25 protein-coding genes and 1 other RNA gene are annotated in these 24,420 nt (G+C 62.8%); 22 read left to right on the plus strand and 4 right to left on the minus strand.

All coding sequences use genetic code 11. From position 1 onward, the window contains the following. The first annotated feature begins 42 nt into the window (after positions 1-42). The 8 genes from nfi to ACG10_RS05355 all read left to right on the plus strand — a co-directional run bounded on the left by nfi (position 43) and on the right by ACG10_RS05355 (position 5,856). On the plus strand, positions 43-726 hold the full coding sequence (nfi, locus tag ACG10_RS05320) for a deoxyribonuclease V (protein WP_089167421.1): 684 nt from the start codon (positions 43-45) through the stop codon (positions 724-726). Positions 727-1,050: 324 nt separating this feature from the next. Then, positions 1,051-1,479 carry a 50S ribosomal protein L13 gene (gene rplM, locus ACG10_RS05325; protein WP_039805602.1) on the plus strand — a complete coding sequence of 143 codons (429 nt, stop codon included), beginning with the start codon at positions 1,051-1,053 and terminating at the stop codon, positions 1,477-1,479. Positions 1,480-1,493: 14 nt separating this feature from the next. Continuing rightward, entirely contained in the window at positions 1,494-1,886 is a 393-nt protein-coding gene (gene rpsI / locus ACG10_RS05330) for a 30S ribosomal protein S9 (RefSeq protein WP_039805601.1), read from the plus strand. A 251-nt stretch (positions 1,887-2,137) separates the two neighbouring features. Then, complete coding sequence (petA, locus tag ACG10_RS05335; protein ID WP_039805599.1) at positions 2,138-2,731, plus strand: ubiquinol-cytochrome c reductase iron-sulfur subunit; 594 nt, start codon at positions 2,138-2,140, stop codon at positions 2,729-2,731. Then, positions 2,731-3,942 carry a cytochrome b gene (locus ACG10_RS05340; protein ID WP_089167422.1) on the plus strand — a complete coding sequence of 404 codons (1,212 nt, stop codon included), beginning with the start codon at positions 2,731-2,733 and terminating at the stop codon, positions 3,940-3,942. Before petA ends, ACG10_RS05340 begins: the two co-directional genes overlap by 1 nt. Then, entirely contained in the window at positions 3,942-4,721 is a 780-nt protein-coding gene (locus tag ACG10_RS05345) for a cytochrome c1 (RefSeq protein ID WP_089167423.1), read from the plus strand. The genes ACG10_RS05340 and ACG10_RS05345 overlap by 1 nt, the downstream gene beginning before the upstream one ends. A gap of 92 nt (positions 4,722-4,813) precedes the next feature. Next, positions 4,814-5,437, plus strand: coding sequence for a glutathione S-transferase N-terminal domain-containing protein (locus tag ACG10_RS05350; RefSeq protein ID WP_039805596.1), 624 nt, complete (start codon positions 4,814-4,816; stop codon positions 5,435-5,437). Between the two features lie 11 nt (positions 5,438-5,448). Next, positions 5,449-5,856: a ClpXP protease specificity-enhancing factor gene (locus tag ACG10_RS05355; protein ID WP_039805595.1), complete on the plus strand. Its 408-nt coding sequence runs from the start codon at positions 5,449-5,451 to the stop codon at positions 5,854-5,856. A 51-nt stretch (positions 5,857-5,907) separates the two neighbouring features. Here the strand turns inward: ACG10_RS05355 and ACG10_RS05360 are convergent, their stop codons facing one another. From ACG10_RS05360 to ACG10_RS05375, 4 genes are all read right to left on the minus strand, one after another. After that, entirely contained in the window at positions 5,908-6,444 is a 537-nt protein-coding gene (locus ACG10_RS05360; RefSeq protein WP_089167424.1) for a BON domain-containing protein, read from the minus strand. Then, on the minus strand, positions 6,441-7,034 hold the full coding sequence (locus ACG10_RS05365) for a phosphoheptose isomerase (protein WP_039805594.1): 594 nt from the start codon (positions 7,032-7,034) through the stop codon (positions 6,441-6,443). Before ACG10_RS05365 ends, ACG10_RS05360 begins: the two co-directional genes overlap by 4 nt. Positions 7,035-7,154: 120 nt before the next feature. Beyond that, positions 7,155-7,517: a YraN family protein gene (locus tag ACG10_RS05370; RefSeq protein WP_039805593.1), complete on the minus strand. Its 363-nt coding sequence runs from the start codon at positions 7,515-7,517 to the stop codon at positions 7,155-7,157. Position 7,518: 1 nt separating this feature from the next. Next, positions 7,519-9,339 carry a penicillin-binding protein activator gene (locus ACG10_RS05375; RefSeq protein WP_089167425.1) on the minus strand — a complete coding sequence of 607 codons (1,821 nt, stop codon included), beginning with the start codon at positions 9,337-9,339 and terminating at the stop codon, positions 7,519-7,521. A gap of 146 nt (positions 9,340-9,485) precedes the next feature. Here ACG10_RS05375 and rsmI point away from each other — a divergent pair, with 146 nt between their 5' ends. The 14 genes from rsmI to ACG10_RS05445 all read left to right on the plus strand — a co-directional run bounded on the left by rsmI (position 9,486) and on the right by ACG10_RS05445 (position 24,420). Further along, a complete protein-coding gene (gene rsmI / locus ACG10_RS05380; protein WP_198319018.1) occupies positions 9,486-10,322 on the plus strand; it encodes a 16S rRNA (cytidine(1402)-2'-O)-methyltransferase in 837 nt (278 codons plus the stop codon). Between the two features lie 68 nt (positions 10,323-10,390). Next, an RNA gene (gene rnpB, locus ACG10_RS05385) (RNase P RNA component class A) lies at positions 10,391-10,749 on the plus strand. Positions 10,750-11,045: 296 nt separating this feature from the next. Then, positions 11,046-11,504 (plus strand): division/cell wall cluster transcriptional repressor MraZ, encoded by a 459-nt coding sequence (mraZ, locus tag ACG10_RS05390; protein ID WP_039805589.1) that lies wholly within the window; start codon positions 11,046-11,048, stop codon positions 11,502-11,504. A gap of 2 nt (positions 11,505-11,506) precedes the next feature. Further along, the gene (rsmH, locus tag ACG10_RS05395) at positions 11,507-12,448 is read left to right on the plus strand and encodes a 16S rRNA (cytosine(1402)-N(4))-methyltransferase RsmH (RefSeq protein WP_089167427.1); all 942 of its coding nucleotides are present in this window, start codon (positions 11,507-11,509) and stop codon (positions 12,446-12,448) included. Then, positions 12,445-12,738 (plus strand): cell division protein FtsL, encoded by a 294-nt coding sequence (gene ftsL, locus ACG10_RS05400; RefSeq protein ID WP_089167428.1) that lies wholly within the window; start codon positions 12,445-12,447, stop codon positions 12,736-12,738. The genes rsmH and ftsL overlap by 4 nt, the downstream gene beginning before the upstream one ends. Continuing rightward, the gene (locus tag ACG10_RS05405) at positions 12,735-14,474 is read left to right on the plus strand and encodes a peptidoglycan D,D-transpeptidase FtsI family protein (RefSeq protein ID WP_089167429.1); all 1,740 of its coding nucleotides are present in this window, start codon (positions 12,735-12,737) and stop codon (positions 14,472-14,474) included. The genes ftsL and ACG10_RS05405 overlap by 4 nt, the downstream gene beginning before the upstream one ends. Then, a complete protein-coding gene (locus ACG10_RS05410) occupies positions 14,474-15,937 on the plus strand; it encodes a UDP-N-acetylmuramoyl-L-alanyl-D-glutamate--2,6-diaminopimelate ligase (protein ID WP_089167430.1) in 1,464 nt (487 codons plus the stop codon). The genes ACG10_RS05405 and ACG10_RS05410 overlap by 1 nt, the downstream gene beginning before the upstream one ends. Further along, positions 15,930-17,297 (plus strand): UDP-N-acetylmuramoyl-tripeptide--D-alanyl-D-alanine ligase, encoded by a 1,368-nt coding sequence (locus ACG10_RS05415; RefSeq protein ID WP_089167431.1) that lies wholly within the window; start codon positions 15,930-15,932, stop codon positions 17,295-17,297. Before ACG10_RS05410 ends, ACG10_RS05415 begins: the two co-directional genes overlap by 8 nt. Then, entirely contained in the window at positions 17,298-18,380 is a 1,083-nt protein-coding gene (gene mraY / locus ACG10_RS05420; RefSeq protein WP_039805583.1) for a phospho-N-acetylmuramoyl-pentapeptide-transferase, read from the plus strand. It abuts the gene before it with no gap. Between the two features lie 10 nt (positions 18,381-18,390). Then, positions 18,391-19,737, plus strand: a complete 1,347-nt coding sequence (gene murD / locus ACG10_RS05425; RefSeq protein WP_089167432.1) for a UDP-N-acetylmuramoyl-L-alanine--D-glutamate ligase — start codon at positions 18,391-18,393, stop codon at positions 19,735-19,737. Beyond that, positions 19,734-20,957, plus strand: coding sequence for a putative lipid II flippase FtsW (ftsW, locus tag ACG10_RS05430; protein ID WP_198319066.1), 1,224 nt, complete (start codon positions 19,734-19,736; stop codon positions 20,955-20,957). Before murD ends, ftsW begins: the two co-directional genes overlap by 4 nt. Then, positions 20,947-22,017: an undecaprenyldiphospho-muramoylpentapeptide beta-N-acetylglucosaminyltransferase gene (gene murG / locus ACG10_RS05435; protein WP_089167434.1), complete on the plus strand. Its 1,071-nt coding sequence runs from the start codon at positions 20,947-20,949 to the stop codon at positions 22,015-22,017. Before ftsW ends, murG begins: the two co-directional genes overlap by 11 nt. Beyond that, positions 22,010-23,476 carry a UDP-N-acetylmuramate--L-alanine ligase gene (gene murC, locus ACG10_RS05440; RefSeq protein WP_089167435.1) on the plus strand — a complete coding sequence of 489 codons (1,467 nt, stop codon included), beginning with the start codon at positions 22,010-22,012 and terminating at the stop codon, positions 23,474-23,476. Before murG ends, murC begins: the two co-directional genes overlap by 8 nt. Beyond that, positions 23,473-24,420 (plus strand): D-alanine--D-alanine ligase, encoded by a 948-nt coding sequence (locus ACG10_RS05445; protein ID WP_089167436.1) that lies wholly within the window; start codon positions 23,473-23,475, stop codon positions 24,418-24,420. Before murC ends, ACG10_RS05445 begins: the two co-directional genes overlap by 4 nt.

Raw genomic sequence — 24,420 nt, forward strand, 5'->3', positions numbered from 1 at the left:
GCCGTGCTGGAGGGCATTGAAGACATGTCTGCACCCTTGGTTGTGCCCGACTCGCCTTTCGGTGATTGGGACGGTACGCCTGCCGGAGCCCGCCTTCTGCAGCAGGAGCTGGCCGAGCGGGTCGTGCTGCAGGACGATTTTCCAGCCCTGCGCCTGATTGCCGGTGTGGATGTCGGCTTCGAAGAAGGCGGGAGCATCACCCGGGCGGCGGCGGTATTGCTCGATGCTGATACCCTGGAGCTGCTTGCCGAGCGACTGGTGCGCATTCCGACCTCCATGCCCTACATCCCGGGTCTGCTGTCCTTTCGCGAGCTTCCGGCCGTCTTGTGTGCCCTGGCGGAGCTGCCTCGGGTTCCGGATCTGGTCTTCTGCGATGGACAGGGGATCGCCCATCCGCGCAGGTTGGGCATTGCGGCCCATCTGGGTGTGGCCAGCGGCCTGCCGACCATTGGCGTGGCCAAAAAGATTCTCGTCGGTACCCATGCCGAGCTGGGATCCAAGCGCGGCGACCAGGTCCCTTTGATGTATCGGGGCGATGTGCTGGGGACGGTGCTGCGGAGCAAGGACGGGGTGCGGCCGCTGATCGTTTCGCCAGGGCATCGGGTCAGTCTGGCCAGTGCGCCAGGGCTGGTCATGGCCTGCGTCACGCGCTATCGCTTGCCCGAGCCGACCCGGCTGGCCGATCGGCTCGCCTCGCGAAGGGCAGGATATTCACCGCCTGCCTGAGGTGGGGCCTGGTTGGCTGGGGTGGCTTTCGGTGCCCTCGGGGAGGGTGCTTCTTGTTAGGCGTGGCTTCTGTTCTCTGCCTTGGCAGATAGACGGTTGCTATTTTTCCTGCAGTCGGTATGATTTTAAGGATTTTCTGGTGAGGATGCCTAGCTCGCTGGAAATCAGGTAGGGGATGCCTAGCCTACCGACCCTGCCGTTGCGGACGCGCTGACCCGAGCCCCCGATAGCGTCTGTTTCCGGCCGCCTCGACCTTGTCAAGGCAAGCACTATTCAGTAAGATTTGCCGCCTTATTTTCAGGGTGGCCCCTGAGGCTATAACGAATGAAAACTTTTACTGCGAAACCGGAAACCGTTAAGCGCGACTGGTACGTCGTCGACGCTGCCGGCCAGACTCTGGGTCGTCTGGCTACTGAAATCGCCAGCCGTCTGCGTGGCAAGCACAAGCCCGAATATACTCCGCATGTCGATACCGGTGATTACATCGTTGTGATCAATGCCGAGCAGGTGCGGGTTACCGGTGCCAAGAGCAGCGACAAGATGTACTACTCCCACTCCGGCTTCCCGGGCGGTATCAAGTCCATCAGTTTCGAAAAGCTGATCGCCAGGGCTCCCGAGCGTGTGATCGAGACCGCGGTCAAGGGCATGCTGCCGAAGAACCCGCTGGGTCGTGACATGTACCGCAAGCTGAAGGTGTACAAGGGTGCCGTTCACCCGCACACCGCTCAGCAGCCTCAAGAACTGAAGATTTAAGGGGATAGCTCATCATGTCGGCGACTCAAAACTACGGCACCGGCCGTCGTAAGACTGCTACCGCTCGCGTCTTCCTGCGACCGGGTACTGGCAAGATTTCCATCAACAATCGCTCCCTCGAGCAGTTCTTCGGTCGTGAAACTGCTCGCATGGTTGTGCGTCAGCCGCTCGAGCTGACCGAAACCGTGGAGAAGTTCGACGTCTATGTCACCGTTATCGGTGGTGGCGTCAGTGGTCAGGCTGGTGCTATTCGTCATGGCATTACCCGTGCCTTGATCGAGTACGACGAGACTTTCCGTAGTTCGCTGCGCCGTGCTGGCTACGTGACTCGCGATGCTCGCGAAGTCGAGCGTAAGAAGGTTGGTCTGCGCAAGGCACGCAAGCGTCCGCAATACTCGAAGCGCTAATCTCGGCGTGTTCAAGGAACGCCCGGCATTCGCAAGAATGCCGGGCGTTTTTTTATGCTTGGAGATTATCTCTGCGACAGCTTGTCGCAAATTTAATGCCGTCCTTTCCGGGGGCTTCGGTATTATTGTATCCGGCTATTACCTTGTCAGGCTTAAGGGTTTTCTTTAACATTTTGCCGATTTTTTCGCGCGCCTCGTTTTTTTATTACAGGTCCGGATAACGGGCCGCAAAGTTGATGGGAGACAACTGAATGAGCAATGACGGCGTGAATGTCGGCCGGCGTCGCTTTCTGGTTGCAGCCACCTCAGTGGTGGGTGCGGCAGGAGCGGTGGGGGCTGCGGTCCCGTTCGTGGGATCCTGGTTCCCAAGTGCCAAGGCCAAGGCCGCAGGTGCACCGGTAAAGGTGAATGTCAGCAAAATCGGGCCGGGGCAACAAATAGTGGCTGAATGGCGTGGCCAGCCGGTGTTTATCGTCCGCCGTACCGAGGAGACGCTCGCCAACTTGAAGAAGGTCGAATCTGCAGTGGCGGACCCCGACTCGGCCGCCTCGGTTCAGCCAGCCTATGTTGACCGGAAGCTGCGCTCGATCAAGCCGGAAATCCTGGTTCTGGTCGGCCTCTGTACCCATCTGGGTTGTGCCCCTTCCTTCCGGCCAGAACTCGCTCCTGCGGATCTGGGAGCCGACTGGATGGGGGGCTACTTCTGTCCCTGCCATGGTTCCAAGTACGATTTGGCCGGTCGCGTCTACAAGGCACAACCTGCTCCCTTGAACCTGCCGGTACCTCCGCATACCTATGAATCGGATGATGTGATCATTGTCGGCGTGGACCAGGAGAAGGCCTGATGAGCAAGTTCATGGAGTGGATCGATGCCCGCTTCCCCGCCACCTCGATGTGGGAAGACCATCTGTCCAAATACTACGCACCGAAGAACTTCAACTTCTTCTACTTTTTCGGCTCTCTGGCGCTACTGGTGCTGGTCAACCAGATCCTCACCGGCATCTGGCTGACCATGAGCTTCACCCCGTCCGCCGAGGAGGCCTTCGCCTCCGTCGAATACATCATGCGTGATGTCGAATACGGCTGGATCATTCGCTATCTGCACTCCACCGGCGCTTCGGCATTCTTCGTCGTGGTCTATCTGCACATGTTCCGCGGCCTGCTTTATGGTTCCTACCAGAAGCCGCGCGAACTGGTGTGGATCTTCGGCATGCTGATCTATCTGTGCCTGATGGCTGAGGCCTTCATGGGCTATCTGCTGCCCTGGGGACAGATGTCCTACTGGGGTGCCCAGGTGATCATCTCCCTGTTCGGCGCTATCCCGGTAGTCGGCGAGGACCTGACCCAGTGGATCCGTGGTGACTACCTGATCTCCGGCATCACCCTGAACCGCTTCTTCGCCCTGCATGTCATTGCGCTGCCGATCGTCCTGCTTGGCCTGGTCGTGCTGCACATCCTGGCGCTGCACGAAGTTGGCTCGAACAACCCGGACGGCATCGAGATCAAGAAGAACAAGGACGCCAACGGCAAGCCGCTGGACGGCATCCCCTTCCATCCCTATTACACCGTAAAAGATATCGTTGGCGTGGTGGTGTTCCTCTTCGTCTTCTGTGCCGTGGTGTTCTTCTTCCCGGAAATGGGAGGTTATTTCCTCGAGAAGCCGAACTTCGAACAGGCCAATGCCTTCAAGACGCCCGCGCACATTGCGCCGGTGTGGTACTTCACGCCGTTCTACGCAATCCTGCGGGCTGTGCCGGACAAGCTGCTTGGTGTCATCGCCATGGGGGCAGCCATCGCCGTGCTGTTCGTTCTGCCCTGGCTGGATCGTAGCCCGGTCAAGTCGATGCGTTACAAGGGCTGGCTGAGCAAGCTGTGGCTGCTTGTATTCTGCATCGCCTTCCTGACCCTTGGTGTGCTCGGTGTGCTCTCGCCGACTCCCGCTCGCACGCTGTTGTCGCAGGTGTGCACGGCGCTGTACTTCGCGTTCTTCATCCTGATGCCGTTCTACACCAGGATGGAAAAGACCAAACCGGTTCCGGAAAGGGTGACTGGCTGATGAAAAAGCAATTTGCTGCAATGATTTTCGCGATTCTGCCGGCTTTTTCATTTGCCGCGGGAGTTGAGCCCGAACTGGACAAAGTCGACATCGATCTGACCGACAAGGCGGCCATGCAGGATGGTTTGCGGACCTTCACCAACTACTGCATGGGCTGCCATAGTGCCCAGTTCCAGCGCTACGAGCGGGTAGCCAAGGATCTTGGCATTCCGGAAGAGGTGATGCTGGAAAATGTCGTCTTCACTGGCGCCAAGATTGGCGATCACATGAAGATCGGCATGCGTCCCGAGGACGCCAAGGTCTGGTTCGGTGCGGCGCCGCCGGATCTGACGCTGGTCGCCCGGGTGCGTGGCAACGACTGGCTGTACAGCTATCTGCGCAGCTTCTATGAGGATCCGTCGCGCCCGTTGGGAGTGAACAACACCATATTCCCGAATGTGGGCATGCCCAACGTGCTGGCTGGCCTGCAGGGGCGTCAGGTCTTCGGTTGCAAGCAGGTACAGGTGGTTGAGGATGGCAAGAAGCAGTACGACCCGCTCACTGGGGCGGAGATCACTCATGAGGCTTGTGAGCAGCTGACCGTCCTGCCGAAGACCGGCACTCTGGCCGCGGATCAGTTTGACGAGAAAGTCAAGAATCTGGTGACCTTCCTGGCTTACTCGGCCAATCCGGTCAAGCTGGAAAGCCAGCGTATCGGTAGCTACGTGCTCCTGTTCCTGGCGGTCTTCTTCGTGTTCGCCTATCTGCTCAAGCGCGAATACTGGAAAGACGTGCACTGATCCATTGCACTTGTAGTTATAAACACACGCGCCCCTAAGGGCGCGTGTGTTTTTTTATTCTGGAAATATGACCTGCGAGCGAGGAGTTCGCTATGGGTATGGCCAATCGTTTGATCTGCTACTCCGATCCGGCTGACCACTATTCCCATCGTGTGAGGATGGTACTTGCCGAAAAGGGGATTGCTGTGCAGGTCTTCGACATCAATCCGGAGCAGGGCTCGGGCAAGCTTGCCGAGATCAATCCCTATGGTTCGCTACCCACCCTAATCGATCGTGATCTGCTTCTGTACGAGCCGGGGGTGATCATGGAATACCTTGAGGAGCGTTATCCGCATCCGCCGCTGCTGCCGGTGTATCCTGTGGCTCGCGCCAACAGCCGTCTGCTGATGCACCGCATCCAGAGCGACTGGTGTGTGCTGGCTGATCGGATCCTCGATCGGTGCAGTGGGGAAAGTGTTTGCAACCAGTTGCGTAGGGAGCTGCTGAAGAGCTTGCTTGATGTGTCGCCCTTGTTCGCCGAAAAGCCTTATTTCCTCAGTGAGGAGCCAAGTTTGGTGGACTGCTGCCTCTTGCCGCTGCTCTGGCGGTTGCCGTTGCTGGGTATAGAAATGCCACGCAGTGCGAAGCCGCTGCTCGAATACATGGAGCGCCAGTTCGCTCGCCAGGCCTTTCAGGCCAGCCTGTCCGCTGTCGAACGCGATATGCGGCCAATATGAAGGAGGTTGCTATGAACTCCAGTCGTCCCTATCTGCTCCGCGCGCTCTACGAGTGGATTGTCGACAATGACTGTACGCCCCATCTGCTGGTCAATGCCGAGATGCCGAACGTGCAGGTTCCGGCAGGTTATGTGAACGATGGGCAGATCGTTCTCAATGTTTCCCCCAGCGCTGTGCGGAATCTGCACATGGATAATCAGGGGGTGAGTTTCGAAGGCCGCTTCGGTGGTGTTGCCCATAGTCTGTACATACCTTCCGACGCTGTCATGGCCATCTATGCGCGGGAGAATGGTCAGGGCATGGTCTTCGAGATCGAGCCGCCGGCTGCGGAGGGCAGTGCCGGTCCGGATGACGATGGCCCTTCGGGTGGCGAGCCGCCGCGGCCGGCCGGGCGGCCCAGCCTGAAGGTGGTCAAATAGTGGTTCATAAAAAGGCGATCCAGGGATCGCCTTTTTATTCCGTTCATATCTTCAATCGGTGTACTGAAACAGCTTGACAATTTTCTGTACGCCGGAAACGCTCTGGACCAAATTGGCGGCCCGACCCGCTTCCTGGCGGGTGATCAGGCCCAGCAGGTAAACGATACCGTTCTCGGTGACCACCTTGATTTTCGAGCCAGGCACTGTGCTGTCGGCAAGCATCTGGGTTTTGATCTTGGTAGTCAGTAGTGAGTCGTTGCTGCGGACCACTAGTGAGGTGGGCAGGAGTATCTGCAATTCATTGTGTACTCTGGTCACGCCGGGGACCGAGCGGGCAGCTTGCTCGGCTAGTTGTTTGAGTTCGGCGCGGGGCGTCTGGCCGGCGAGCAGGGTGACGCCGTTGTAAGTAGTGACCACGATATGCGAGCTGTTGCTGCCCAGGTCGGCATGGGCTTGGCGGATTTTCTCGGCGACTTTGGGTTCGATGAATTGATCGTCGATCGAATGGCCGATGCTGCGATTGCTGCAGCCGCCCAAGGCAAGGCCTGCTGCCAGAGCGGCAGCCATCAGCAGTAGTGAGCGCTTCATTCTTCGCTTCCAAACAGTTGGTTGTCGATCAGGTCGCACAGGCAGTGGATTATCAGTAGATGCACTTCCTGGATGCGTGCTGTGACCTTGGCGGGCACCCGGATCTCGACGTCCTCGGGGAGCAGCAGTGCGGCCATGCCGCCGCCGTCACGGCCGGTCAGGGCAACTACCAGCATTTCCCTGTCATGAGCCGCCTGGATAGCTTGGATCACGTTGGCAGAGTTGCCGCTGGTGGAGATGGCCAGCAGAACGTCACCGGGCTGGCCAAGGGCGCGGATCTGCTTGGAAAAGACTTCGTTGTAGCTATAGTCGTTGGCAATCGAGGTAAGCGTGGAACTGTCGGTGGTCAGTGCCATGGCCGGTAGGCTGGGGCGCTCGCGCTCGAAGCGATTGAGCAGCTCCGAGGAAAAATGCTGCGCATCGCCGGCCGAGCCGCCATTTCCGCAGGAAAGGATCTTGCCCTCGTTGAGCAGCGCCTGGACCATGAGTTCGCTGGCCTGGGCGATGTGGGGGAGGACAACTTCCATGGCCTGCTGCTTGGTTTCGATGCTGGCCTGGAAGAGTTGGCTGATGCGGGAGAGCATGTCCATCGGCGATAACCTTCAAAGTCGGGTGTCCGCTGTGGCCAGGAGGTGTCCCTGGCTCAGGGGGAGGTGGGGCTACTGGGTGCCAGGGGCTCTTGCTGGCGCGAGACCGATGCGGTTGCAGGGTCAGGCATCAAAGGCGTTTCGAATCCAATTCAGCTGGCTGGATACGCCCTTGTCAGCGTTGATGGCAATGACGTCGAAGCGGCAGGGGTGCCTGGCCCAGCGTGGCTCTTTCTGCAGGAAGTAGTGAGCTGTACGGACGAGCTTCATGCGCTTGCGCGCATCGACGCTCTCCAGTGCGCCTCCCCAGGCAAGATGCTGCCGATAGCGTACTTCGACAAATACTACTGTATCGCCGTCGAGCATGACCAGATCGAGCTCGCCACATCGGCAGCGCCAGTTCTGCGCCAAGAGGCGCATCCCCTGCGCTGTGAGATGTCGGTGAGCGAGGGCCTCGGCATCGCGTCCGCTGCGTTGCCTGTCCATGTCAGTAGCTGGCCGGCAGGCGCTGTACCTGGCCGTCGCGGAACGCGGCCCAGGGCAGCTGGCGCTGGATGCGTTGATCGGGGCTCAGACTGAGGCTGCCGGAAAAGCCATCGATGCGGGTTTCGGGCATGGCCTTGAGTTGTGCCAGACGAGGAGCGAGTCGGTAGGCGTCGACTCCCATGGCGTAGAGGCGTCCCAAGCTGCTGCTGGCTTGTGGCCATTGGCTGCCAATCACTTGCGGGAGATTGTCGCTCGGGTTGGCATTGAGCAGCCAGGGGGTCTCGCAGAACTGGATGCCTTCGAGGTCGAGGTAATAGTTCTGCTCCTCCTTCGGGCTGTAGAGATGCGAGGTGGCATACACTGGTACATCGCCAGCGTACTGGAAGGCAAGGGTCGGCTTGATCTGTTGGGCCTGCTGCGGAGTGGCTGCGAGAAAAATGAAGTCAATGTCCCTGCGTCGTGAGGGTTGGGCCGCCACCTCGCCGCCAAGCACGCTCTGCAGGCGCTTGCCACGTGCCTCGCTCTGGCGCAGTTGGAACAGCTCGGCGATCTGCTGGGCCAGGCGAGCGGGCTGGTCGATGCGCACGACGGCGATCAAACCGCCGCCGGCGGCTTGCCAGTTCTGCTGGAAGGCTTGAAGTACGCGGTCACCCCATTCGCCGGAGGGCACCATGACGACGCCCCGGCGCATGCCGTCGGCCCAGGCGCGGCGGGCGGCTTCGCGAGCCTCGTCTTCAGCCGCCAGGCCGAACTGGAAGAGTTGCGGCGGGCTTTCCTGGCCGGCATTGCCATAGTTCAGTGCAAGGGTGGTGATCGGCAGTTGCTCGCGATCGCCGAGCTGCTTGACCAAGGGCTTTTCCAAGGGGCCGACGACCAGTTGCACGCCGGCGGCCTGGGCCTGGCGATAGAAGTCGTCGAGGGAGGTCAGTCGGCTGCTGTCGTAGACTTCGATGCTGGGCGGCCGCTGACCGCTTTGCTGTGCCTGGTAGTGGGCTGCCATGAAGCCGTTGCGCAGGGCGCGGGACACCGAGGCGAGCTGGCCTTCCTCCGGAAGCAGCAGGGCGATCTTGTTTAGGGGCTGGCTGGCCAGTTCCCGCAGCTTGCGCAACGGTGCCGGCAATTGCAGGGCTGCCGGATGTTGCGGGTTTGCCGTACGCCATTTATCGATGGCTGCCTGTTGCAGCTCCAGGGTACCAGCGCTTTTCGTCGCGCGTGCCAGGGCCAGCCAGCCGCCCAGTTCGGTGTTCTCCTCTCCGGGCACGTTCAGAGCGTCCTGCGGCAGAGCCTGGATCAGGCGCCAGATGCTTTCATGATTCTCGCTGGCCGTCGATTCGCTCAGCAGGGGAGCAATGAATACCCGCTCGCGGGCGGCGTTCAGGTGCTGGCCGTCCGCCTCCAAGGCGCGGGCGCGAGTCAGTTGGGTGCGGGTCTGCTGTTGGACGGGCAGTTCGCCCAGGTGCTGCATGCTGGGGTGGTTCAAGGCCTTGAGCGCCGCCTTGGCATTGTTGCGGGCCAAGGCAATCTCTGCGCTGAGGGTGCTGGCAAAGATCTGCTGGGCGGGTTTGAGGCTATCCAGAGGCGTCTGTTCGAGAATACGCACGGCCTGGGCTAGATCCTTCTGCCGGTAGGCCTGGTCGGCGGCTGTCAGGCGTAGGAGTGCGGCCTTTTCTGGCCTGCTTTCGCTGGCCTGTTGTAGCAGTTGCTGGACGCTGGTTTGTGTGGGGGTAGGCAGCTCGCCCAGCCTGGATGACGGCGAGCTGGCACAGGCCGCCAGAAGGCCGGCAAGGAAAAGGGCGGGAAGAGGGCGCAGGCAGGCGATCATTGAGGCGTTCCTGATGCTCAAGACAATTGGAGAATTGTACCCAAGCCTTGTCCCGGGTGCGATGTCGTGCTCGGGAAACCGGCTACAATGCGCGTTTCGACTGTTCTGGGTGAATTGCCGTGAGTACGTCCGCTGCTCTGAGTCCAATGCCGGGCATGCTTTATGTCGTTGCTACCCCGATTGGCAATCTTGACGACATCACTGCGCGAGCGCTGAGGGTGTTGCATGAGGTGGCCGTGATCGCGGCCGAAGATACGCGCCATTCGGCGCGTCTGTTGCAGCATTTTGGCATAACGACACCCTTGGTGGCTTGTCATGAGCACAATGAGCGTGATCAAGGTGGACGCTTTCTGGCACGCCTGCAGGGCGGTGAGGATGTAGCACTGATTTCCGATGCCGGTACCCCACTGATTTCCGATCCGGGCTTTCATCTGGTGCGCCAGGCGCGTGCTGCCGGCATAAGAGTGGTGCCGGTGCCTGGGCCCTGTGCTCTGATTGCCGCCTTGTCCGCTGCGGGTCTGCCTTCTGATCGTTTCGTCTTCGAAGGCTTTCTGCCGGCCAAGACGGCTGGGCGGCTGGCACGTCTGGAGCACTTGAAGGAAGAGCCTCGCACGCTGATCTTCTACGAGGCGCCGCATCGATTGCTGGACTGTCTGGCGGACCTCGAGCGGATCATGGGGGCTGATCGTTTGGCGGTTATGGCGCGGGAGCTGACCAAGGCGTTCGAGACTTTCCAGGGACTGCCGCTCGGCGAGTTGCGCGCCTGGGTTGCTGCCGATGGCAATCAGCAGCGCGGTGAGTGCGTGTTGCTGGTTGCAGGCTGGCAGGCGCCTGCCGAAAACTCGGTACCGGCGGCGGCGCTCCGTATCCTCGAGCTTCTGCTCAAGGAGATGCCCTTGAAGCGGGCCGCAGCACTGGCGGCCGAAATCACCGGAGTACGCAAGAATCTGCTCTATCAGGCGGCTTTGGAGCGCCAGGGGTGAGATTGGCCTGGCCACTGCGTCTGGGAGTGCTTGCGGATGGTCTCCGTGATCATTACTCTTGTCGACGGAGAGTCGATCGGACAGTCGCTGTTCCATATTGTTCCCCAATATGGAAGGGAGGAAAGTCCGGGCTCCATAGGGCAGAGTGCCAGGTAACGCCTGGGAGGCGTGAGCCTACGGAAAGTGCCACAGAAAACAACCGCCTAAGCGCGCAAGCGCCGGTAAGGGTGAAAAGGTGCGGTAAGAGCGCACCGCACGGCTGGCAACAGTCCGTGGCTAGGTAAACCCCACTCGGAGCAAGACCAAATAGGGATCCGTTGGCGTGGCCCGCGCTGGATCCGGGTAGGTTGCTAGAGGCGGCCAGCGATGGTCGTCGTAGAGGAATGACTGTCCTCGACAGAACCCGGCTTATAGATCGACTCTCCCCCTCTTTTTTCTTCTCCACCCTTTGCAAAGCCTTCCCAAGAGTGGCAAAAAGCCCCTTCATCTCATGGTCAGCTTTAAGTGCTGGCTTCAGCTTGTTGATTTTCTTGAACTTGTTCCTCATTAGTTGCGATTTCCCTCTCTCATATTCAGCTAAATCGCCGTCCCATAAGGATTTTTTCATTTTGCCCTGCCTTGACGGTGGGGTAGGGCATTCCTATAGTGTGCGTAGGGTGGTACGAAGTGGCATAAAGTGGGTTTTAGTGGGCAGGGAAGCTTGCAGTCAGGGGAAGCGCGACCGTGTTTCGCGGAGCAAATGCCGTCAGTCTCGACGCCAAGGGGCGGATCTCGATGCCTGCCCGGTATCGTGACGAGCTTGTTGCGCGCTCTGCAGGTCAGCTCATTGTCACCATCGATGCGATGGATCCCTGTCTATGCATATATCCCCTGCCAGAGTGGGAACTCATCGAGGCCAAATTGCGCGAGCTTCCCTCGTTACGTGAGGAAAGTCGCCGTTTGCAGCGTCTCCTGATTGGTAATGCCGTGGATCTTGAGCTGGATGGCAGTGGACGTTTTTTGATCCCGCCACGTCTGCGGGAGCATGCGAATCTGGACAAGCACGCAATGCTGGTCGGCCAACTGAACAAGTTTCAGCTGTGGAACGAGGCAGCCTGGATCGCGATTGCAGATGCAGATCTGGCGGCTATCAAACAACAACCCGGTGATCTGCCGGGAGAATTGCGCGACTTGATCCTGTGACTATGAATAGCGGCTTCAGCCATATCACCGTGCTGCTCGAAGAGGCGGTCGATGCCCTGTCCGTCCGCGCAGACGGCTGCTACTTGGATGGTACCTTCGGGCGGGGCGGGCATAGCCGGCTGATCCTCGGGCGTCTCGGGCCGGATGGCGTCTTGCTGGGGTTCGACAAGGATCCTCAGGCGATCGCCACCGGGCAGGCACTGGCTGCCGAGGATGGGCGATTTGTCGTTGTGCAGCGCAGTTTCGCCGAACTGGCGGACGAACTGGAAGTGCGCGGGCTGATCGGCAAGGTCGGTGGTGTGCTGTTCGATCTGGGGGTGTCATCGCCGCAGCTGGATGATCCTGAGCGTGGTTTCAGCTTTCTCAACGATGGTCCGCTGGACATGCGCATGGACCCGGGACGTGGCGTGAGCGCAGCCGAATGGCTGGCCAAGGCCTCTGTCGAGGAAATTGCCCGCGTGTTCAAGGATTATGGTGAAGAGCGCTTCGCCAGACGCATGGCGCAGGCCGTGGTGCAACGTCGCCAGGAAAGGCCGTTCGAGCGCACTGCCGACCTGGCGCAAGTGCTGGCAGTCGCCAACCCTGCCTGGGAGAAGGGCAAGAATCCGGCGACTCGCGCTTTCCAGGGCTTGCGTATCCACATCAACAATGAGCTTGGCGATCTTGAGCAGGGGCTCGAGGCAGCGCTGGAGGCGCTCGAGGTCGGCGGCCGTCTGGTGGTGATCAGCTTCCATTCGCTGGAGGACCGCATCGTCAAGCAGTTCATGCGTCGTCAAGCCAAGGGCGAGGCTGACAAGCTGCCGCGCGATCTGCCGATTCGTCCGGCTGCCTTCGAGCCGCGCTTCAAGCTGATCGGCAAGCCCCAATACGCTTCCGAGTCCGAAATCAAGGCCAATCCGCGTGCCCGCAGTGCGGTCATGCGTGTGGCGGAGAAGCTTCGATGACGCGCATATCGGACAAGGCCATGCCAGCCGGCAGTGTGCTGATGCTGGTGCTCTTCATTGCCGCCCTGTTCTCTGCCATCGCGGTGTCCTACAGCGCCTACTGGAACCGTCAACTGCTCAATGCCCTGTATGGCGAGTTGAGCGAGCGTGACAAGCTGCAAGCCGAGTGGGGGCGGCTGATTCTCGAGCAGAGCACCTGGACCGCGCACGGCCGGGTCGAGGCCCTGGCCAGCGAAACCTTGAAGATGCGTATTCCCGACCCGGCAGAAGTGCGGCTGGTGTCCCCATGATGAAGCTTGAGGGCGCACTCTATCCTTGGCGTTTCCGTCTGGTGCTGATTCTTCTGGCGCTGATGGTGGCTGCCATCGCCTGGCGCATCGTCGACCTGCACGTCTTCGACCATGATTTCCTCAAGGGGCAGGGCGATGCGCGCAGCATGCGGCACATCCCCATTCCTGCGCATCGCGGGCTGATCACCGATCGCAACGGCGAGCCGCTGGCAGTCAGTACTCCAGTCACCACCCTGTGGGGTAATCCGAAGGAGTTGATCGGTGCGCGCGATCAGTGGGCCGCTCTGGCCAAGGCTCTGGGCCAGGATGCGAAAGCGCTGATCGAGCGTCTGGAGCAACTGGCTGGGCGCGAGTTTACTTATCTGGCTCGGGGGCTGACCCCCGAGCAGGGGCAGGCCGTACTGGATCTGAAGATCCCGGGCGTCTATGCACTGGAAGAGTTCCGGCGATTCTACCCGGCGGGCGAGGTCACTGCCCATGTGCTTGGTTTTACCGATATCGACGATCGCGGTCGCGAGGGCATGGAGTTGGCCTTCGACGAGTGGCTGGCCGGCGTGCCTGGCAAGCGGCAGGTGCTCAAGGACCGTCGTGGCCGTCTGATCCGGGATGTGCAGGTGGTGCAGAATGCCAAGGCCGGCAAGACACTGGAACTGTCCATTGATTTGCGTCTGCAGTACCTGGCACATCGCGAGTTGCGCAACGCCATCACCGAGGTCGGCGCCAAGGCCGGTACTCTGGTGATGCTCGATGTGAAAACTGGCGAAGTGCTGGCGATGGTCAACCAGCCGACCTACAACCCGAACAACAAACGCAACCTCAACCCCGCGGCCATGCGCAATCGTGCCCTGGTCGATGTGTTCGAGCCCGGTTCGACGATGAAGCCGCTGTCCATGAGCGCCGCGCTGGAGACCGGACGCTGGAAGCCGGAAGATAGGGTGGAGGTGGCTCCGGGCAGGTTGCAGATCGGACGTTATACCATTCGCGATGTTTCACGCGCCGAGGGCGGTGTGCTGGACCTGACCGGCATCCTGATCAAGTCAAGCAATGTCGGCATGAGCAAGGTGGCCTTCGATATCGGTGGTGCATCCATCTACTCGCTTATGCAGCGCGTCGGCTTTGGCCAGGATACCGGCCTGGGCTTTCCCGGCGAGCGGGTGGGCAACCTGCCCAACCACCGCGAATGGCGTAAGGCGGAGACCGCCACCCTGTCCTACGGCTACGGTCTTTCGGTGACTGCCGTGCAGTTGGCCCATGCCTATGCCACCTTGGCCAACGATGGACGCTCGGTACCGTTGGCACTGGCTCGGCAGGAGCATCAGCCGGAGGGCGTCCAGGTCATTTCCCCGAGTGTCGCCAAGAGCATTCAGGGCATGCTGCAACAGGTCGTCGAGGCGCCGGGCGGTGCGTTCCGCGCCAAGGTGCCGGGTTATCACGTCGCAGGCAAGAGTGGTACCGCGCGCAAGACCAGCGTGGGCGCCAAGGGCTACAAGGAAAAGTCGTATCGCTCGCTATTCGCCGGCTTCGCTCCGACCAGCAACCCGCGCATCGCCATGGCCGTGGTGATCGACGAGCCGAGCAACGGCACCTATTTTGGTGGCCTTGTTTCGGCGCCGGTGTTCGGCAGGGTCATGGCCGGCGCGCTGCGTTTGATGAACGTAGCGCCGGACAACCTGCCGCCACCGGTCGAGACGAAGACGGCCGACAAGGAAGCACTTGGCCCAGGAGAGCGTATCTGATGCCCATGCCCCTCAATCAACTGCTGCCCCAGGCCGAGAGCGCGGTGCTGATCCGTGAGCTGACCCTGGACAGCCGCCAGGTGCGTCCGGGTGATCTGTTCCTCGCGGTTCCCGGCGGGCGGCAGGATGGCCGCAGCCATATCGGCGATGCGCTCGCCCGGGGCGCGGCTGCCGTGGCCTATGAGGCCGAGGGTGCAGCGGTGCCCGCCGGCAGTGGCGTGCCGCTGGTGCCGATCAGGGGGCTGGCGGGGCAGTTGTCAGCGATCGCCGGACGCTTCTATGGCGAGCCAAGCCGAGCCCTGTGCCTGATCGGTGTGACCGGCACCAACGGCAAGACCAGTGTCAGCCAGTTGCTGGCCCAGGCTCTGGACCTGCTCGGCGAGCGTTGTGGCATCATCGGTACTCTGGGAAATGGTTTTCACGGTGATCTGCAAAGTGGCCGGTATACCACCCCCGATCCGCTTGGCGTGCAAGCGACCCTGGCCAGGCTGAAGCAGGCCGGTGCCCGTGCTGTTTCCATGGAGGTGTCCTCCCACGGTCTCGAACAGGGGCGGGTGGCGGCGCTGGATTTCGATGTGGCGGTCTTCACCAACCTGTCGCGTGACCATCTGGACTACCACGGCACCATGGACGCCTATGGCGCGGCCAAGGCCCAGTTGTTCGCCTGGCCCGGCCTGCGTTGCCGGGTGCTCAACTTAGATGACGCCTTTGGTCGCCGGCTGGCGCAAGAGACGCAGTCCTCCCGTCTGATCGGCTACAGCCTGGAGGATCGCTCCGCCCAGCTGCACTGCCGTCGAGTGCATTTCGACGAGCGGGGCGTGCGAGCCGAGGTGGTGACTCCTCAGGGAGAAGGGTTGCTGCACAGCCCGCTGCTGGGCCGCTTCAACCTGAGCAACCTGCTGGCCATGGTCGGTGCGCTGCTGGGACTGGATTACGCGCTGGACGAGATTCTGCGCGTCATACCGCAGCTGCAGGCGCCGGTCGGGCGCATGCAGCGCCTGGGTGGCGGCGCCAGGCCGCTGGTGGTGGTGGACTATGCCCATACCCCGGATGCCCTTGAGAAGGTGCTGGAGGCGCTGCGCCCGCATGTCCGCGGGCGGCTGCTGTGCCTGTTCGGCTGCGGTGGCGATCGCGACCGCGGCAAGCGTTCGCTGATGGCGACGGTTGCCGTGCGCCTGGCCGACGCGGTGCTGGTTACCGACGACAATCCGCGCAGCGAATCTCCCGAACAGATTTTTGCCGATATCCGCAGCGGCATTGACGCACCGGAAAAGGTCGCCTACCTGCATGGGCGCGGCCAGGCCATCGCCCACCTGATCGCCAATGCCGAGGCGAGCGACGTGCTGTTGCTGGCCGGCAAGGGACACGAGGACTACCAGGAGATCAATGGCGTGCGCCAGCCTTTTTCCGACATCGAAGAGGCCGCCAAGGCTCTGAGCGCCTGGGAGGCGGCCCATGCTTAAGGCTCTGCATCTGAGCGAAGTCGCCGGTCTGTTGCAGGGGGGCCTGGCAGGGGGCGATGTGGCTTTCGATTCGGTCGGTACCGACAGCCGAGCGATTTGCCCGGGGCAATTGTTCGTCGCGCTGGTCGGGCCGCGTTTCGATGGTCATGCCTTTCTTGCCGAGGTTGCTGCCAGGGGGGCAGTGGCCGCTCTGGTTCAGCGCACGATGCCAGAAGCGGGACTGCCGCAGTTGCAGGTGGCCGATACCCGGCTTGCCCTCGGCCAGTTGGGAGGCTTCAACCGCCAGGCCTACAGCGGCCCGCTGGCCGCGGTGACCGGCTCCAGCGGCAAGACCACGGTCAAGGAAATGCTCGCCAGCATCCTGCGCACCCGTGGCCCGGTGCTGGCTACCCGCGGCAACCTGAACAACGACCTGGGTGTGCCGTTGACATTGCTGGAGCTGGCGCCCGAGCATGTCGGTGCGGTGATCGAGCTGGGCGCTTCGCGGGTCGGTGAGATCGCCTACACCGTCGGCCTGACCCGTCCGCAGGTGGCGATCATCACCAATGCTGGCACGGCCCACGTCGGTGAGTTCGGCGGACCGGTAAGGATCGTCGAAGCCAAGGGTGAGATCCTCGAAGGACTGCCGGCCGGCGGTATCGCCGTGCTCAACCGCGACGATCGGGCGTTCGCTACCTGGCAGCGGCGTGCTGGCGAGCGGCGCGTGCTGAGTTTTGCTCTGGACGATGGCGATGCCGATTTTCGGGCCAGGGATATCCAGCCCGACGCTCGTGGCTGCCCGGCTTTCACCTTGCAGGGGCCCGCCGGTGAGGCGCGTATCCAGCTCAATCTGCTCGGCCGGCACAATGTGGCCAATGCCTTGGCGGCCGCTGCTGCGGCTCATGCCCTGGGTATGCCGCTGGTCGGAATCCAGGCCGGGCTCGAGAGCCTGCAACCGGTCAAGGGGCGCGCCGTGGCGCAGCTTGCGCCGAACGGCATGCGGGTGATCGACGACAGCTACAATGCAAACCCCGCGTCAATGTGCGCGGCTATCGATATACTCGCCGGCTTTTCCGGACGCACCGTCCTGGCCTTGGGTGACATGGGCGAACTGGGCGCCTGGGCGGAGGAGGGCCACCGTCAGGTGGGCGCCTATGCCGCCGGCAAGGTCGATGCCCTGTATGCCGTCGGGCCGCTGATGGCCCATGCGGTCGCGGCGTTCGGAGACAACGGCCGGCATTTCGCCAGCCAGGCCAGCCTGCTCGAGGCCCTGCGCGGCGAGCAGCACCCCAATACCACCATTCTGATCAAGGGTTCGCGAAGTGCGGCGATGGACAAGATCGTCTCGGCTCTCTGCGGTTCCAGCGAGGAGATTCACTAAATGCTGCTGCTGCTGGCAGAGTATCTGCAACAGTTCCATACCGGTTTCGCGGTCGTCCAGTACCTGACACTGCGCGGGATTCTCGGGGTGCTGACCGCCCTGATCCTGGCTCTGTGCCTTGGCCCCTGGATGATCCGGACCCTGCAGATTCGCCAGATCGGTCAGGCGGTGCGCGACGACGGTCCACAATCGCACCTGTCGAAGAAGGGTACGCCGACCATGGGCGGCGCGCTGATCCTGTCCGCTATCGCTATCAGCACCCTGCTCTGGGCGGATTTGTCCAACCGCTACGTCTGGGTCGTGCTGGCTGTGACCCTGCTGTTCGGCGCCATCGGCTGGGTCGACGATTACCGCAAGGTGATTGAGAAAAACTCCCGCGGCCTGCCGAGCCGCTGGAAGTACTTCTGGCAGTCGGTTTTCGGCCTTGGCGCTGCGCTCTTCCTTTATATGACTGCACAAACCCCGGTCGAAACCACCCTGATCCTGCCGCTGATCAAGACCATCGAGATTCCCCTTGGGGCTGCGTTCATCGTGCTGACCTATTTTGTCATCGTCGGCTCGAGCAATGCGGTGAACCTGACCGACGGCCTCGATGGCTTGGCGATCATGCCCACGGTGATGGTCGGTGGCGCCCTGGGAATCTTCTGCTACCTGTCCGGCAATGTGAATTTTGCCGAATACCTGCTGATTCCCAGCGTGGCAGGGGCCGGTGAGCTGATCGTGTTCTGTGGTGCGCTGATTGGCGCCGGCCTCGGCTTTCTCTGGTTCAACACCTATCCGGCGCAGGTCTTCATGGGCGACGTCGGCGCGCTGGCCTTGGGAGCGGCGCTCGGCACCATCGCAGTGATCGTCCGCCAGGAAGTGGTGCTGTTCATCATGGGCGGGGTGTTCGTCATGGAAACCCTGTCGGTGATGATCCAGGTCGCCTCCTTCAAACTCACCGGCAAGCGCGTGTTCCGCATGGCGCCGATCCACCACCACTTTGAGCTGAAAGGCTGGCCGGAGCCGCGGGTGATCGTGCGTTTCTGGATCATCACCGTGGTACTGGTGCTGATCGGCTTGGCGACCCTGAAGCTGCGCTGAGGACCGGGACATGAGCCTGATCGCTTCCGACCAGTTTCGCATCGTCGTCGGTCTCGGCAAGAGCGGCATGTCCCTGGTGCGCTTCCTGGCCCGCCAGGGTGCACACTTTGCCGTGGTCGACACCCGCGCCAATCCCCCGGAGCTGGCTGCGCTGCGGCGCGACTACCCGCAGGTCGAGGTGCACTGCGGCCCGCTGGACGTGGACTTTCTCTGCCGAGCCAGCGAGCTCTACGTCAGTCCGGGGCTGGCACTGGCCACGCCGGCGCTGCAGACTGCGGCGGCGCATGGGGTGAAGTTGTCCGGCGACATTGAGCTGTTCGCCCGGCATGCCCGGGCGCCGATCGTCGCCATCACCGGCTCCAACGCGAAGAGTACTGTGACCACCCTGGTCGGCGAGATGGCCCGTGCGGCCGGCCGGCGCGTGGCGGTGGGCGGCAATCTGGGCACGCCGGCCCTCGACCTGCTGGACGACAGCGTCGAGCTGTACGTGCTGGAACTCTCCAGCTTCCAGCTGGAGACGACCGAGCGGTTGAATGCCGAGGTGGCCACCTGCCTCAACGTCAGCGAAGACCACATGGATCGCTATGCCGATCTGCAGGCCTATCACCTGGCCAAGCATCGCATCTTTCGTGGTGCCCACCAGGTGGTGGTGAACCGCGACGACGCGCTGTCCCGCCCGCTGGTCGCCGACCAACTGCCGTGCTGGACCTTCGGCCTCGGCAAGCCGGACTTCAAGGGCTTCGGCCTGCTCGAGGAAAGCGGCGAGAAGCACCTGGCCTTCCAGTTCGAGGCGCTGCTGCCGGTCCGCGAGCTGAAGATCCGCGGTGCCCACAACCAGGCCAATGCCTTGGCGGCACTGGCGCTGGGCCATGCGGCCGGCTTGCCGTTCGCGCCGATGCTGGACTCCCTGAAGGGCTTTGCCGGGTTGCCGCACCGCTGCCAGTGGCTGCGGGAATTGCGGGGGGTCGGCTATTACGACGACTCCAAGGCCACCAATGTCGGTGCCGCGCTGGCCGCAATCGAGGGGTTGGGCGCGGACATCGTCGGCAAGCTGGTGCTGATCGCCGGTGGCGACGGCAAGGGCGCGGATTTCTCCAGCCTGCGCCAGCCAGTCGCCGAACACTGCCGCGCGGTGATTCTGCTCGGCCGCGACGCCGAGCGTATTGCCGCAGTGCTGGAGGGTGTCGTGCCGCTGGTCCGGGTGAGGACGCTGGAGGAGGCGGTCGAGCGCGCGGCTGCCCTGGCCGAGGCCGGTGACGCCGTGCTGCTGTCGCCAGCCTGTGCCAGCCTGGACATGTTCCGAAACTTCGAAGAGCGCGGACAGCTGTTCGCCCGGGCGGTGGAGGCGCTCTCCTGATGCTTGCCTTGCTGCGTCCCTATCCGTCGCCGCTGTTCAACCGGCGCGGCTTCGATGTCGATTTCCCGATGCTGGCGGGCTGTCTGGCGCTGCTCGGTCTGGGGCTGGTGATGATCACCTCGGCATCTTCCGAAGTGGCGGCGGTGCAGGCCGGCAACACCTTCTACTACATGGTCCGTCACCTGGTGTATCTGCTGATTGGCATCATCGCCGGCGGCGTGGTGATGCTGGTACCGCTGGAAGCCTGGCAGAGCATGGGCGGCAAGCTGCTGTTGGCCGCCTTCGGTGTGCTGATCCTCGTGCTTGTTCCGGGCATCGGTCGCGAGGTGAACGGCTCGATGCGCTGGATCGGTTTCGGCGCCTTCAACGTCCAGCCCTCGGAGATCGCCAAGCTGTTCGTGGTGATCTACCTCGCCGGCTATCTGGTACGCCGCGAGGATGAGGTGCGCCGGCGCTGGATCGGCTTCATCAAGCCGATCATCGTGCTGATTCCGTTGGCTGGACTGTTGCTGCTGGAGCCGGACTTCGGCGCCACCGTGGTGATGCTGGGCTCTGCTGCGGCCATGCTGTTCCTCGGTGGGGTCGGCCTGTTCCGCTTCATCCTGCTGGCCGCCGCCGCCATCGCGGCGGTGTTCGTGCTGGTGCAGACCCAGGAATACCGCCTGCAACGACTGATCACCTTCACCGATCCCTGGGCCGACCAATTCGGCGCCGGCTACCAGCTGACCCAGGCGCTGATCGCCTTCGGGCGCGGGGAATGGCTGGGCGTCGGGCTCGGCAACAGTGTGCAGAAACAGTTCTACCTGCCGGAAGCGCATACCGACTTCGTCTTCTCCGTGCTGGCCGAGGAGCTGGGTATGTTCGGTGCGCTGGCCACCCTCGGCCTGTTCACCTTCGTCTGCGTGCGTGCTCTCTATCTCGGACTGTGGGCGGAGAAGGCCCGGCACTACTTCTCGGCCTATGTGGCCTATGGACTGGCTTTCCTGTGGATCGGCCAGTTCCTCATCAATATCGGGGTGAACGTCGGTCTTCTGCCGACCAAGGGCCTGACCTTGCCCTTCCTCAGCTATGGCGGCAGTTCGCTGGTGATCTGCTGCGTCAGCCTGGGCCTGCTGTTGCGTCTGGACTGGGAGCGTCGCACCCAGCTGGGCAACGAGAATGCGCGGTTCAGCGAGGAGGATTTCGCCGAGGACCACGAGGAGCAAGCCGATGGGCGCTAACGTATTGATCATGGCCGGCGGTACCGGGGGGCATGTGTTCCCGGCGCTGGCCTGTGCCCGCGAATTCCAGGCCCGTGGCTATGCCGTGCACTGGCTGGGCACACCGCGGGGAATCGAGAACGAGCTGGTGCCTTCGGCCGGGCTGCCGCTGCATCGGATCCAGATTGGCGGGCTGCGTGGCAAGGGGCTGGCAACTCTGCTCAAGGCCCCCTTCCAGCTGCTGAAGTCTCTGTTCCAGGCACGTCGGGTCATGCGTGAGCTGCGCCCGGTGTGCGTGCTGGGCATGGGGGGCTTCGTCACCGGCCCTGGCGGTGTGGCGGCGAAGCTGGCTGGCGTGCCTCTGATCATCCACGAGCAGAATGCCGTGGCCGGCACTTCCAACCGGGCACTGGCGCCACTCGCCAGCCGGGTCTGCGAAGCCTTCCCGGATACCTTCGGCGTCACCGACAAGCGGCGTACCACTGGCAATCCGGTGCGCCCCGAGCTGTTTCTGGAGTCGCCGCGCCAGCCTCTGGAGGGGCGCAGACTGCGTCTGCTGGTCCTGGGCGGCAGCCTGGGCGCCGAGCCCCTGAACAAATTGCTGCCCGCGGCATTGGCACTGATCCCTGCCGGGCAGCGGCCGGAGATCTTCCATCAGGCTGGCCGGCAGCACCACGAGATCACCGCCGAGCGTTACCGCGAGGCCGGACTCGAGGCCGAAGTCGTGCCCTTCGTCGAGGACATGGCCCGCGTCTATGCTTGGGCCGACCTGGTGGTCTGTCGTGCCGGCGCCTTGACCGTGAGCGAGCTGGCGGCCGCCGGACTGCCGGCGCTGCTGGTGCCGCTGCCCCATGCCATCGACGACCACCAGACCCGCAATGCCGATTATCTGGCGCGGGAAGGCGCGGCCTTCCTGCTGCCGCAAGCCTTTACGGCGGCTGCCGATCTGGCCGCGCGTCTGACCGAGGTATCGATGCACCCCGAACGACTCGAAAGCATGGCTACCAGTGCCCGCCGCCTGGCCAAACCCGATGCAACCCGCACGGTCGTGGATATCTGTCTGGAGGTGGCGCGTGGTTAAGTCCAAGGACGCGATTCAGGCCGAAATCCGCCGCATGCGCCGCATCGGGCGCATTCACTTCGTCGGTATCGGCGGGGTCGGCATGTGCGGCATTGCCGAGGTATTGCTGAACCTCGGTTACGAAGTCTCCGGCTCCGACCTCAAGGCTTCGCCAGTCACCGCGCGCTTGGAAAGCTTCGGCGCGCAGATTTACATCGGTCATCGCGCCGAGAATGCCGCCAGCGCCGACGTGCTGGTGGTTTCCAGTGCGGTGAACAGCTCCAACCCGGAAGTGGCGACTGCCCTGGAGCGGCGCATTCCGGTGGTGCCTCGGGCGGAAATGCTCGCCGAGCTGATGCGCTACCGGCATGGCATCGCCGTGGCCGGTACCCATGGCAAGACCACCACCACCAGCCTGATCGCCTCGGTGTTCGCTGCCGGCGGGCTGGACCCGACCTTCGTCATCGGTGGCCGGCTGAATGCCGCCGGCACCAATGCTCAGCTCGGCAGCAGCCGCTACCTGATTGCCGAGGCCGACGAGAGTGATGCCAGTTTCCTGCACCTGCAGCCCCTGGTGGCGGTAGTCACCAATATCGACGCCGACCACATGGATACCTATGAGGGTGACTTCAGCCGGCTGAAGAAGACCTTCGTGGATTTCCTGCACAACCTGCCGTTCTACGGTCTGGCGGTGCTCTGCGTGGACGACCCGGTGGTGCGCGAGACTCTGCCGCAGGTCGCGCGCCCGACGATCACCTACGGCCTCAGCGAGGATGCCGACGTGCGCGCCATCGACATCCGCCAGGAGGGGATGCGTACCTACTTCACCGTGCTGCGCCAGGGGCGCGCGCCGCTCGAGGTGTCGGTCAACATGCCTGGGGTGCACAACGTGCTGAATGCCCTGGCCACCATCGCCATCGCCTGCGACGAGGGTATCGAGGATACCGCCATCGTCCAGGGGCTGTCGGGCTTCCAGGGCGTCGGCCGGCGCTTTCAGGTGTATGGCGAACTGCAGGTCGACGGCGGCGACGTGATGCTGGTCGATGACTATGGTCATCATCCGCGCGAGGTCGCCGCGGTGATCAAGGCGGTCCGCGGCGGCTGGCCGGAGCGTCGCCTGGTGATGGTCTATCAGCCGCATCGCTTCACCCGGACGCGCGACCTCTACGAGGATTTCGTTCAGGTCCTGTCCGATGCCAACGTGCTGCTGCTGATGGAGGTCTACCCGGCTGGCGAGGAGCCGATACCCGGTGCCGACAGCCGCAACCTGTGCCGCAGCATCCGCCAGCGTGGCCAGCTGGACCCGATCTACGTCGAGCGTGGTGCGGATATCGCGCCGCTGCTCAAGCCACTGCTGCGCCCCGGTGACATCCTGCTCTGCCAGGGAGCCGGCGACATCGGCGGCCTGGCGCCGCAACTGCTCCAGAATCCGTTGTTCGGCGGCTCGCCCGAAGCGGTCGCCCAGAGGGACATGCCATGACTCACGCCCTGCAATCCACATTGGCCCCGCAAGCCTTCGGTCGTGTCGCCGTGCTGTTCGGTGGCAAGAGCGCCGAGCGCGCTGTTTCCCTGAAGTCCGGCCAGGCCGTGCTGGAAGCGCTGCAGAGCGCCGGGGTGGATGCCTTCGGCATCGACGTCGGCGATGATCTGCTCGAGCGGCTGAGCCGCGAGCGGATCGACCGCGCCTTCATCGTCCTGCATGGCCGCGGTGGCGAGGATGGCAGCATGCAGGGCCTGCTCGAGTGCGCCGGCATTCCCTACACCGGCAGTGGCGTCCTCGCCTCGGCCCTGGCGATGGACAAGCTGCGCACCAAGCAGGTCTGGCAGAGTCTGGGGCTGCCGACGCCGCGCCATGCGGTACTGGCCAGCGAGGCCGACTGCCGGGCGGCCGCGCAGGCTCTCGGCTTCCCGCTGATCGTCAAGCCGGCCCACGAGGGTTCCAGCATCGGCATGGCCAAGGTGAACGGCATCGATGAGCTGATCGCCGCCTGGCAGGCCGCCCGCGCCTACGATCCCCAGGTGTTGGTCGAGCAGTGGATCCAGGGGCCGGAATTCACCGTGGCCCTGCTGCGCGGCCAGGTGCTGCCCCCGATCGGTTTGGGCACGCCGCACAGCTTCTACGACTACGACGCCAAGTACATGGCTTCGGATACCCAGTACCGGATTCCCTGCGGACTTGATTCCGGCAAGGAAGAGGAGCTGAAGGGACTGTGCGCTCGCGCCTGCGAGGCTGTGGGCGTACAGGGCTGGGCCCGGGTCGATGTGATGCAGGACGCCGAAGGCCGCTTCTGGCTGCTCGAGGTCAATACGGTGCCGGGCATGACCGACCACAGTCTGGTGCCAATGGCGGCACGCGCTGCCGGACTGGATTTCCAGCAGCTGGTGCTGGCGGTCTTGGCCGACAGCGGCGCGGCAAGGGGGTAA

Origin of the sequence: Azotobacter chroococcum, from assembly GCF_002220155.1 — a bacterium.
Classification (GTDB): domain Bacteria; phylum Pseudomonadota; class Gammaproteobacteria; order Pseudomonadales; family Pseudomonadaceae; genus Azotobacter; species Azotobacter chroococcum.

Bases quoted from the DNA above. Each gene is read 5' to 3' on its own strand.
- rplM (WP_039805602.1), top strand. From the start codon at position 1,051: ATGAAAACTTTTACTGCGAAACCGGAAACCGTTAAGCGCGACTGGTAC.
- rpsI (WP_039805601.1), top strand. From the start codon at position 1,494: ATGTCGGCGACTCAAAACTACGGCACCGGCCGTCGTAAGACTGCTACC.
- petA (WP_039805599.1), top strand. From the start codon at position 2,138: ATGAGCAATGACGGCGTGAATGTCGGCCGGCGTCGCTTTCTGGTTGCA.
- ACG10_RS05340 (WP_089167422.1), top strand. From the start codon at position 2,731: ATGAGCAAGTTCATGGAGTGGATCGATGCCCGCTTCCCCGCCACCTCG.
- ACG10_RS05345 (WP_089167423.1), top strand. From the start codon at position 3,942: ATGAAAAAGCAATTTGCTGCAATGATTTTCGCGATTCTGCCGGCTTTT.
- ACG10_RS05350 (WP_039805596.1), top strand. From the start codon at position 4,814: ATGGGTATGGCCAATCGTTTGATCTGCTACTCCGATCCGGCTGACCAC.
- ACG10_RS05355 (WP_039805595.1), top strand. From the start codon at position 5,449: ATGAACTCCAGTCGTCCCTATCTGCTCCGCGCGCTCTACGAGTGGATT.
- ACG10_RS05360 (WP_089167424.1), bottom strand. From the start codon at position 6,444: ATGAAGCGCTCACTACTGCTGATGGCTGCCGCTCTGGCAGCAGGCCTT.
- ACG10_RS05365 (WP_039805594.1), bottom strand. From the start codon at position 7,034: ATGGACATGCTCTCCCGCATCAGCCAACTCTTCCAGGCCAGCATCGAA.
- ACG10_RS05370 (WP_039805593.1), bottom strand. From the start codon at position 7,517: ATGGACAGGCAACGCAGCGGACGCGATGCCGAGGCCCTCGCTCACCGA.
- ACG10_RS05375 (WP_089167425.1), bottom strand. From the start codon at position 9,339: ATGATCGCCTGCCTGCGCCCTCTTCCCGCCCTTTTCCTTGCCGGCCTT.
- rsmI (WP_198319018.1), top strand. From the start codon at position 9,486: ATGCCGGGCATGCTTTATGTCGTTGCTACCCCGATTGGCAATCTTGAC.
- rsmH (WP_089167427.1), top strand. From the start codon at position 11,507: ATGAATAGCGGCTTCAGCCATATCACCGTGCTGCTCGAAGAGGCGGTC.
- ftsL (WP_089167428.1), top strand. From the start codon at position 12,445: ATGACGCGCATATCGGACAAGGCCATGCCAGCCGGCAGTGTGCTGATG.
- ACG10_RS05405 (WP_089167429.1), top strand. From the start codon at position 12,735: ATGATGAAGCTTGAGGGCGCACTCTATCCTTGGCGTTTCCGTCTGGTG.
- ACG10_RS05410 (WP_089167430.1), top strand. From the start codon at position 14,474: ATGCCCATGCCCCTCAATCAACTGCTGCCCCAGGCCGAGAGCGCGGTG.
- ACG10_RS05415 (WP_089167431.1), top strand. From the start codon at position 15,930: ATGCTTAAGGCTCTGCATCTGAGCGAAGTCGCCGGTCTGTTGCAGGGG.
- mraY (WP_039805583.1), top strand. From the start codon at position 17,298: ATGCTGCTGCTGCTGGCAGAGTATCTGCAACAGTTCCATACCGGTTTC.
- murD (WP_089167432.1), top strand. From the start codon at position 18,391: ATGAGCCTGATCGCTTCCGACCAGTTTCGCATCGTCGTCGGTCTCGGC.
- murG (WP_089167434.1), top strand. From the start codon at position 20,947: ATGGGCGCTAACGTATTGATCATGGCCGGCGGTACCGGGGGGCATGTG.
- ACG10_RS05445 (WP_089167436.1), top strand. From the start codon at position 23,473: ATGACTCACGCCCTGCAATCCACATTGGCCCCGCAAGCCTTCGGTCGT.